Origin of the sequence: Massilia sp. (assembly GCF_031995545.1) — a bacterium.
In the GTDB taxonomy this organism is placed as follows: domain Bacteria; phylum Pseudomonadota; class Gammaproteobacteria; order Burkholderiales; family Burkholderiaceae_D; genus Telluria.
Window position 1 is genome coordinate 1 of sequence record NZ_DAMAGA010000070.1, and the last position, 9,372, is coordinate 9,372.

Consider the following 9,372-nt stretch of genomic DNA (forward strand, 5'->3'; position numbering starts at 1 on the left):
CCGTTGTCCAGCAGCGAGTCGACCGCTTCCTGCAGCATGCGCTTTTCGTTGCGCGTGATGATCTCTGGAGCACGCAGCTCCATCAGACGCTTCAGACGGTTGTTACGGTTGATGACGCGGCGATACAGATCGTTCAGATCCGAGGTCGCGAAACGGCCACCGTCCAGCGGGACGAGCGGACGCAGTTCTGGCGGCAGCACCGGCAGAACTTCCATGATCATCCACTCAGGCTTGATGCCCGAACGCTGGAACGCCTCGAGCACTTTCAGGCGCTTGGCGTATTTCTTGATCTTCGCTTCCGACTTCGACTCTTTCAGTTCCACGCGCAGCGCTTCGGCATCGCGGTGGATGTCGATCGAGCGCAGCAGTTCACGGATGCCTTCGGCGCCCATGAATGCGGTGAAGTCGTCGCCGTACTCTTCGTACTTGGCGGCGTAGTCGTCTTCCGACATGATCTGGCTCTTCTTGAGCGGGGTCATGCCAGGATCGGTCACCACGTATGCTTCGAAGTACAGCACGCGTTCGATATCGCGCAGGGTCATGTCCAGGACCATGCCCAGACGCGACGGCAGCGATTTCAGGAACCAGATGTGGGCGACCGGCGAAGCCAGTTCGATGTGGCCCATGCGCTCACGGCGCACCTTGGCCAGGGTGACTTCGACGCCGCACTTTTCGCAGATCACGCCGCGGTGCTTCAGGCGCTTGTACTTGCCGCACAGGCATTCGTAGTCCTTGATCGGGCCAAAGATCTTGGCGCAGAACAGGCCGTCACGCTCAGGCTTGAAGGTGCGGTAGTTGATGGTTTCCGGCTTCTTGACTTCGCCGAACGACCACGAACGGATTTTTTCAGGCGACGCCAGGCCAATCTTGATGGCGTCGAAACTTTCGTTTTGCTGAACTTGCTTGAATAAATCGAGCAGTGCTTTCATGTATCACTCCAAAGGTGATTGATTCTGTACTGAATACTACTACCGCCAGCTTCTCGCCGATTTTCGCCGGCGTTTGCCCAACCCGCTAGTTTACCCTAAAAAGCGTCATCCCCGCGCAGGCGGGGATCCAAGTTTGCCGGCAAACCACCGGGCTTAGGCCCCAGGCTGCCCCGGGGCGACGACTCCAAGGTCGCGGACCAGCCCGAAGGCTGGCGGCCATGCTGGCCCTGCTTAGTTGCGCTCGAGATCGATATCGATACCCAGCGAACGGATTTCCTTGACCAGCACGTTGAACGATTCCGGCATGCCGGCGTCGATCACGTGGTCGCCCTTGACCAGGTTCTCGTACACCTTGGTACGGCCGTTCACGTCATCCGACTTGACGGTCAGCATCTCTTGCAGCACGTACGATGCGCCGTACGCTTCCAGTGCCCACACCTCCATCTCACCGAAGCGCTGGCCACCGAACTGGGCTTTACCGCCCAGCGGCTGCTGCGTCACCAGCGAGTACGGACCGGTCGAACGCGCGTGCATCTTGTCGTCGACCAGGTGGTGCAGCTTCAGCATGTGCATGAAGCCGACGGTGACCTTGCGCTCGAACGATTCGCCGGTGCGGCCGTCGAACATGGTGACCTGGTTCTTCGACGGCGTCATGCCCAGGTGGGCAGCGATGTCGTCAGGGAACGCCAGGTCCAGCATGCGGCGGATGTCTTCCTCGTGGGCACCGTCGAACACCGGGGTCGCGAACGGCACGCCGTTCTTGAGGTTGTGCGCCAGGCTCAGGATTTCTTCATCGCTGAAGCTGTCCAGGTCTTCCTTGCGGCCGGTTTCGTTGTAGATCTTGCCCAGGAAGGTGCGCAGATCGGCAGCTTTCGCTTGCGCCTGCAGCATCTCGCCGATGCGCCAGCCCAGACCCTTCGCAGCCCAGCCGAGGTGGGTTTCCAGGATCTGACCGACGTTCATACGCGACGGAACGCCCAGCGGGTTCAGCACGACGTCCGCAGGACGGCCATCGGCCATGAACGGCATGTCTTCCACCGGCACGATACGCGAGACCACACCCTTGTTACCGTGGCGGCCCGCCATCTTGTCGCCCGACTGCAGGCGGCGCTTGACGGCCAGGTAGACCTTGACCATCTTCTGCACGCCAGGCTGCAGCTCGTCGCCCTGGGTCAACTTCTTGCGCTTCTCTTCGAAGGCCAGGTCGAACTGGTGACGCTTCTCGTTGATCGATTCCTTGATCGCTTCCAGCGCGGTCGCGGTGTCGTCTTCGGCCGGACGGATGTCGAACCAGTGGAACTTGTCCAGGTCCGCCAGGTATTCCGAGGTGATCGCCGCGCCCTTGGCCAGCTTCTTCGGACCGCCGTTGACGATCTTGCCGACCAGCATACGCTCCAGACGCTCGAAGGCATCGCCCTCGACAATACGCATCTGGTCGTTCAGGTCCAGGCGGAAACGCTTCAGCTCATCGTCGATGATCTGCTGGGCGCGCTTGTCGCGCTGGATGCCTTCGCGGGTGAACACTTGCACGTCGATCACGGTGCCGACCATGCCCGAAGGCACGCGCAGCGAGGTATCTTTCACGTCCGACGCTTTTTCGCCGAAGATCGCGCGCAGCAGCTTCTCTTCCGGAGTCAGCTGGGTCTCGCCTTTCGGGGTGACCTTACCGACCAGCACGTCGCCGGCTTGCACTTCGGCGCCGATGTACACGATGCCGGATTCATCCAGGCGAGCCAGCTGGTTCTCGGCCAGGTTCGAGATGTCGCGGGTGATTTCTTCCGCGCCCAGCTTGGTGTCACGGGCGACCACCGACAGTTCTTCGATGTGGATCGAGGTGTAGCGGTCGTCCTTGACCACGTTTTCCGAGATCAGGATCGAGTCTTCGAAGTTCAGGCCGTTCCACGGCATGAACGCCACCAGCATGTTCTGGCCCAGTGCCAGTTCGCCCAGGTCGGTCGATGCGCCGTCGGCGATGACGTCGCCGCGCGCAACGCGGTCGCCCACTTGCACGATCGGACGCTGGTTGATGTTGGTGTTCTGGTTCGAACGGGTGTACTTGATCAGGTTGTAGATGTCGACGCCGACTTCACCAGCCTGCGCTTCTTCATCGTTCACGCGGATCACGACACGGCCGGCGTCGATGTAGTCGACCACGCCGCCACGCAGTGCCTGCACGGTGGTGCCCGAGTCGACCGCGACGGTGCGCTCGATGCCGGTACCGACGACCGCTTTTTCCGGACGCAGGCAAGGCACGGCCTGACGCTGCATGTTGGCGCCCATCAGTGCACGGTTCGCGTCATCGTGTTCCAGGAACGGAATCAGCGAGGCTGCGACCGACACGATCTGGCCTGGCGCGACGTCCATGTACTGGATGCGCTCAGGCGAGACCAGGATGGTTTCGCCGGCTTCACGCGCGGACACCAGTTCGTCGATCAGCTGGCCTTCTTCATTGATCTTGGCGTTTGCCTGAGCAATGATGTAGCGGCCTTCTTCGATCGCCGACAGGTATTCGATCTTGTCGGTGACCTTCGAACCGTCGACCTTGCGGTACGGGGTTTCCAGGAAGCCGTATTCGTTCAGGCGGGCGTACAGTGCCAGCGAGTTGATCAGGCCGATGTTCGGGCCTTCAGGCGTTTCGATCGGGCACACGCGGCCGTAGTGGGTCGGGTGCACGTCGCGCACCTCGAAGCCGGCACGTTCGCGGGTCAGACCGCCAGGGCCCAGGGCCGAGACGCGGCGCTTGTGGGTGACTTCCGACAGCGGGTTGGTCTGGTCCATGAACTGCGACAGCTGCGACGAACCGAAGAACTCGCGGATCGCGGCCGAGATCGGCTTGCTGTTGATCAGGTCGTGCGGCATCAGGTTGTCCGCTTCGGCCTGGCCGAGGCGTTCCTTGACGGCGCGTTCCACGCGGACCAGGCCGGCGCGGAATTGGTTTTCAGCCAGTTCGCCGACGCAACGGACGCGACGGTTACCCAGGTGATCGATGTCGTCGACTTCGCCGCGGCCATTGCGCAGCTCGACCAGGATCTTGATCACGGCCAGGATGTCTTCGTTCGACATGGTCATGTCGCCGGTCAGTTCGTCACGGCCGATACGGCGGTTGAACTTCATGCGGCCGACAGCCGACAGGTCGTAGCGTTCCGGCATGTAGAACAGGCCGTTGAACAGCGCTTCGACCGATTCTTCGGTTGGCGGTTCGCCAGGACGCATCATGCGGTAGATCGCCACGCGTGCGGCGGTCTGGTCGGCGGTGTCGTCGGTGCGCAGGGTCTGCGAGATGTAGGCGCCCTGGTCCAGATCGTTGGTGTACAGGGTCTGGATGTCGGTCACGCTGGCGTCGCGCAGCTTGCCCAGCAGTTCGTCGGTCAGCTCGTCGTTGGCCACGGCGATGATCTCGCCGGTGTCCTGGTCGACGATGTTCTTGGCCAGCACGCGGCCGACCAGGTAGTCTTCAGGGACCGAGATCGATTTGATGCCGGCGGCTTCGATGTCACGGACATGCTTGGCGTTGATACGCTTGTCTTTGGTGACGATGGTCTTGCCCGACTTCGGATCGACGATGTCGAAGCGCGCGACTTCGCCGCGCAGACGCTCGGACACGAACTCGAGTTCGCCGCCGTCGTTACGCAGGGTGAAGTTGTCGAAGACGAAGAAGTTCGCCAGGATCTGTTCCGGCGTCATGCCGATGGCCTTCAGCAGGATCGTCACCGGCATCTTGCGGCGGCGGTCGACGCGGAAGAACAGGATGTCTTTCGGGTCGAACTCGAAGTCCAGCCACGAGCCGCGGTAAGGAATGATGCGTGCCGAGAACAGCAGCTTGCCCGACGAGTGCGTCTTGCCGCGGTCGTGTTCGAAGAACACGCCCGGCGAACGGTGCAGCTGGGAGACGATCACGCGCTCGGTGCCGTTGATCACGAACGAACCGTTCGTGGTCATCAGCGGCAGTTCGCCCATGTAGACTTCCTGCTCTTTCATTTCCTTGACGACCGGCTTGGTCGGCGATTCCTTGTCCAGGATCACCAGACGCACCTTGGCGCGCAGCGGCGACGCGAAGGTCAGGCCGCGCTGCTGGCACTCTTTCACGTCAAACGCAGGGTCGCCCAGCACATAGGACAGGAACTCGAGGCGCGCAAAACCATTGTGCGACACGATAGGGAAAATCGACGAGAAGGCCGATTGCAGGCCCTCGTTCTTGCGCGAGGACGGAGCGAAGTCGGCCTGCAGGAAGTTCTCGTAGGATTCCAGCTGGGTAGCCAGCAGGTAAGGAACGTTGTGAACGTTGGCGCGCTTCGCGAACGACTTGCGAATGCGCTTCTTCTCAGTAAATGAGTAGTGCATGGACACTCCGTGAGTGACAGAAAGGATGAGAATTCAGGGATTGCCAGTGGCAAGTGCCACAGCCCACACGCAATTCCTGAAGTCTCTTACTCTTTCGCGCCAGATGAAAAGGACAAGCAAACTGCTGTGCTACGATATTGCTGTGCTTAGTACTATGTTGCTGTGCTGCTTTTTTCGGCATATCGGGAGACACCCGACATTTGTCGCAGGGACGACAAAAGAGCCAAAGCCGCATTCCCCGCCTTGCGGCAGGTTTTGCAAGCTTTGACTCCCGCGCTGGGCATCCCGAAAGACGCCCGGTGCCTATGTATTACTTCAGCTCGGCCTTGGCGCCAGCTTCTTCCAGCTTCTTCTTAGCGGCTTCAGCGTCAGCTTTCGGCAGGGCTTCTTTCACGGTCTTCGGTGCGCCATCGACCAGGTCTTTGGCTTCTTTCAGGCCCAGACCGGTGATTTCACGGACGGCCTTGATGACGCCGACCTTGTTCGCGCCGACTTCCGACAGCACGACGTTGAATTCGGTCTGCTCTTCAGCAGCAGCTGCGCCGCCGGCTGCGCCGCCAGCTGCCGGTGCTGCCATTGCAGCTGCCGACACGCCGAACTTCTCTTCGAAAGCCTTGACCAGGTCGTTCAGTTCCATGACCGACATTGCGCCAACTGCGTCCAGGAACTCTTCTTTGCTAATTGCCATTTGAAACTCCAAATATATTGTGTGTGTAGTACAGGTTTGGTTCTACTTGAACAAAAAGACCCGAAGCGATTACGCTTCGGTGGCTTCCGCTGCCGGAGCAGCATCTGCTGCCGGAGCGGCGCCTTCGCCTTTTTGTGCTGCGACTGCAGCCAGAACTCGTGCAAAGCCCGACACCGGTGCCTGCATGACGCCCAGCAGCTGGGCGATGAGGACTTCACGGCTCGGGATGCTTGCCAACGCGGTCACGCCAGCTACGTCGAGCGGCTTACCAGCGTAGTTACCAGCTTTCACGACCAGCTTGTCGTTGGTTTTCGCGAAGTCGGAAATGACTTTAGCGGCAGCAACGGCGTCGTCCGAGATCGAGTAGATCAGCGGACCGGTCATGGCATCAGCCAGCGGGGCAAACTGCGTGCCTTCGACCGAGCGACGAGCCAGCGTGTTCTTCAGAACACGCAGGTAGACGCCCTGGGCACGTGCGGTTGCACGGAGCTTGGTCAAGTGAGCAACCTGGATGCCACGGTACTCAGCCACGACGATCGTTTGCGCGGTTGCTACTTTCGCGCTAACTTCCTCGACGACGGCCTTTTTGTCATTCAGATTAAGACCCACGGTCAATCTCCTTAAATGATGCGGACAACATGTCTGCATCGGTTCGAACACGGCGTCCGAAGTTAAGAAGCCAATCTGACGCGGATGAACTCACGCAGCGTGGACTACAAAACTTGTTCGGGTCACCATCTGCGTTGGGTGGTCTATTAACCTCCGGCTCAACCTCTGCCTTCGGCCCAACGGTCTTTGATTGCCTGCCGGAGCGGTGATCTGCCCCGACAGCCCAAAGATGCGCGCCACGATAAATTGTGGCGACTAAATTTTTTACAGCGTATTAGGCTGCAGCAGCGATCGAAGCGTGATCGACACGGACGCCAGCGCCCATGGTCGACGACAGAGCGACCTTACGCAGGTACACGCCCTTCGAGGTTGCCGGCTTGGCCTTGTTCAGTGCGTCGATCAGGGCAACCAGGTTGCTCTTCAGTTCTTCGTCGCTGAACGACTTGCGGCCGATGGTAGCGTGGACGATACCAGCCTTGTCGGTACGGTACTGGACCTGACCGGCTTTGGCGTTCTTGACGGCTTCTGCGACGTTCGGGGTCACGGTGCCGACTTTCGGGTTCGGCATCAGGCCGCGTGGGCCCAGGATCTGGCCCAGGGTACCGACGATACGCATGGTGTCCGGCGAAGCGATGACGATGTCGAACGGCATGTTGCCGGCCTTGACCATCTCGGCCAGATCTTCCATACCGACGATGTCGGCGCCGGCTGCTTTGGCAGCTTCAGCCTTGTCGCCCGAAGCGAAGACAGCGACGCGCACGGTCTTGCCGGTGCCGGCTGGCAGCACGACCGAACCGCGGACCACTTGGTCCGACTTCTTCGGATCCACGCCCAGTTGCACGGCGACGTCGATCGACTCGTTGAACTTGGCGGTAGCGAATTCCTTGACGATCGACACAGCGTTGTCGAAGGCGTAGACCTTGTTACGGTCCACTTTAGCTTTCATTTCTTTGACGCGCTTGGACAGCTTAGCCATTACACACCCTCCACCGTGATGCCCATCGAACGTGCCGAGCCGGCGATGATACGCACTGCTGCGTCCATGTCGGCAGCGGTCAGGTCTGGCTGCTTGGTTTTTGCGATTTCTTCAGCTTGAGCGCGGGTCAGCGACGCAACCTTGTCGGTGTGCGGCTTGGCCGAACCCTTGGTGATGCCGGCGGCCTTCTTGATCAGGTAGGTTGCCGGTGGGGTCTTCATCACGAAGGTGAACGACTTGTCGGCGAACGCGGTGATCACGACCGGGATCGGCATGCCTGGTTCCATACCTTGGGTCTGGGCGTTGAACGCCTTGCAGAATTCCATGATGTTCAGGCCGCGCTGACCCAGTGCTGGGCCGATCGGAGGGGATGGATTTGCCTTACCAGCTGGGACTTGCAGCTTGATAAAGCCAATGATTTTCTTTGCCATGAATGGCTCCTAGATTGGCATTGAGTAGTAGCGCCCCACCGCGACTACTCGCAGGCGGGGCTCCTCTTTCGGATTCCGCCTGACTGCTGCGACGCTCCGATAGGGCGTTTTAGACTTTCTCTACCTGCCCGAACTCCAGTTCCACCGGAGTTGCGCGGCCGAAGATGGTGACAGAAACACGCACCTTCGATTTTTCGTAGTTGACTTCCTCGACGTTGCCGTTGAAGTCGGTGAACGGGCCTTCCTTGATGCGGACTTGCTCGCCCACTTCGTACAGCACTTTCGGCCGCGGCTTTTCGACACCCTCTTGCACCTGCTGCATGATCTTGTCGATCTCGCGTGCCGGAATCGGGGTCGGCTTGTTGCTCTTGCCGCCGATGAAGCCGGTGACCTTGCTGGTGTTCTTCACCAGGTGCCAGGTCTCGTCGGTCATTTCCATCTCAACCAGCACGTAGCCCGGGAAGAAGCGGCGCTCGGAAACGGCCTTGGTGCCGTTGCGCATCTCGACAACTTCCTCGGTCGGCACCAGGATCTGGCCGAACTGTTCCTGCATGCCGCCGCGCTCGATACGTTCGGCCAGGGCGCGCATCACGCTCTTTTCCATGCCCGAGTAGACATGGACGACGTACCAGCGCTTGTTGCTGACCGGGACGCTCAGCGGAGCGGCTTCCGGCGCACCAGCGTCTTGTGCCGGAACATCGCCCGGCACTTCGTCTTGTACGTTTTCGTTCATATTATTTCCAGCCCAGGACAAAGTCGTACAACAGGAGCTCGAGAAGCTTGTCCGTGCCCCACAGGAAAATCGCCATCACGACCACGAAGGCGAACACGATGCCGGTGATCTGCATGGCTTCGCGGCGGGTGGGCCAGACGACCTTCTTGGTCTCGCGCACCGACTCTTTGGCGAAGCTCAGGAAATCGCGACCAGTAGTGGAAGTCCACAAAAGCAGGACAGCAAAAACTAAACCAGCCACGAGGGCGCCTGCGGCGACCAAGGCTGGTTTGCTTTGACCGGTCAGGTAGAAGAACCCGACCACGCCTGCAATCGTTGCAACCACCGCCAGCGCAACCTTGAACTTGTCATTCGAGGTGCTGACAGTTTGCACGGATTGATTAGACATTCTTCTTTACTTTCGGTGCCTGGCACCAGAATTCGGTGGCAGGGGCGGAGGGAATCGAACCCGCGACCTTCGGTTTTGGAGACCGACGCTCTGCCAATTGAGCTACACCCCTACGAAAACTTTGCTGCTGAATCCAGCATTATACAGCAAGCGCGCGCGTGCTGGCAATGCTGTTCGAGGGAAAGTGGAAGTGTTTCCACTTCCCCTCTATCGCCTGATGACTTAGGCGATGATCTTGGCAACCACGCCGGCGCCGACGGTACGGCCGCCTTCGCGG

The 9,372-nt window shown here is 60.0% G+C and carries 7 protein-coding genes, 1 tRNA gene and 1 pseudogene; all 9 read right to left on the reverse strand.

The annotated features are described in order from the left end of the window. Positions 1-929, reverse strand: a pseudogene (locus RTQ83_RS23860) (DNA-directed RNA polymerase subunit beta'); the annotation flags it as partial. Between the two features lie 231 nt (positions 930-1,160). Beyond that, on the reverse strand, positions 1,161-5,270 hold the full coding sequence (rpoB, locus tag RTQ83_RS23865) for a DNA-directed RNA polymerase subunit beta (RefSeq protein WP_312520435.1): 4,110 nt from the start codon (positions 5,268-5,270) through the stop codon (positions 1,161-1,163). 310 nt (positions 5,271-5,580) lie between these two features. Next, positions 5,581-5,958 carry a 50S ribosomal protein L7/L12 gene (rplL, locus tag RTQ83_RS23870; RefSeq protein ID WP_211518321.1) on the reverse strand — a complete coding sequence of 126 codons (378 nt, stop codon included), beginning with the start codon at positions 5,956-5,958 and terminating at the stop codon, positions 5,581-5,583. Between the two features lie 69 nt (positions 5,959-6,027). Continuing rightward, complete coding sequence (rplJ, locus tag RTQ83_RS23875) at positions 6,028-6,567, reverse strand: 50S ribosomal protein L10 (protein ID WP_312520442.1); 540 nt, start codon at positions 6,565-6,567, stop codon at positions 6,028-6,030. 274 nt (positions 6,568-6,841) lie between these two features. Next, positions 6,842-7,543, reverse strand: a complete 702-nt coding sequence (gene rplA / locus RTQ83_RS23880) for a 50S ribosomal protein L1 (protein ID WP_312520445.1) — start codon at positions 7,541-7,543, stop codon at positions 6,842-6,844. Further along, on the reverse strand, positions 7,543-7,974 hold the full coding sequence (gene rplK, locus RTQ83_RS23885) for a 50S ribosomal protein L11 (RefSeq protein WP_312520447.1): 432 nt from the start codon (positions 7,972-7,974) through the stop codon (positions 7,543-7,545). The genes rplA and rplK overlap by 1 nt, the downstream gene beginning before the upstream one ends. A gap of 109 nt (positions 7,975-8,083) precedes the next feature. After that, positions 8,084-8,707: a transcription termination/antitermination protein NusG gene (nusG, locus tag RTQ83_RS23890; RefSeq protein WP_312520449.1), complete on the reverse strand. Its 624-nt coding sequence runs from the start codon at positions 8,705-8,707 to the stop codon at positions 8,084-8,086. Position 8,708: 1 nt separating this feature from the next. Beyond that, positions 8,709-9,095 (reverse strand): preprotein translocase subunit SecE, encoded by a 387-nt coding sequence (gene secE / locus RTQ83_RS23895; RefSeq protein WP_312520453.1) that lies wholly within the window; start codon positions 9,093-9,095, stop codon positions 8,709-8,711. A gap of 36 nt (positions 9,096-9,131) precedes the next feature. Beyond that, positions 9,132-9,207, reverse strand: a tRNA-Trp gene (locus RTQ83_RS23900). Between the last annotated feature and the right edge of the window lie 165 nt (positions 9,208-9,372).

Excerpts from the sequence above, each read along its gene's own strand:
- rplA (WP_312520445.1), bottom strand. The coding sequence starts at position 7,543 with ATGGCTAAGCTGTCCAAGCGCGTCAAAGAAATGAAAGCTAAAGTGGAC.
- secE (WP_312520453.1), bottom strand. The coding sequence starts at position 9,095 with ATGTCTAATCAATCCGTGCAAACTGTCAGCACCTCGAATGACAAGTTC.
- rpoB (WP_312520435.1), bottom strand. The coding sequence starts at position 5,270 with ATGCACTACTCATTTACTGAGAAGAAGCGCATTCGCAAGTCGTTCGCG.
- nusG (WP_312520449.1), bottom strand. The coding sequence starts at position 8,707 with ATGAACGAAAACGTACAAGACGAAGTGCCGGGCGATGTTCCGGCACAA.
- rplL (WP_211518321.1), bottom strand. The coding sequence starts at position 5,958 with ATGGCAATTAGCAAAGAAGAGTTCCTGGACGCAGTTGGCGCAATGTCG.
- rplK (WP_312520447.1), bottom strand. The coding sequence starts at position 7,974 with ATGGCAAAGAAAATCATTGGCTTTATCAAGCTGCAAGTCCCAGCTGGT.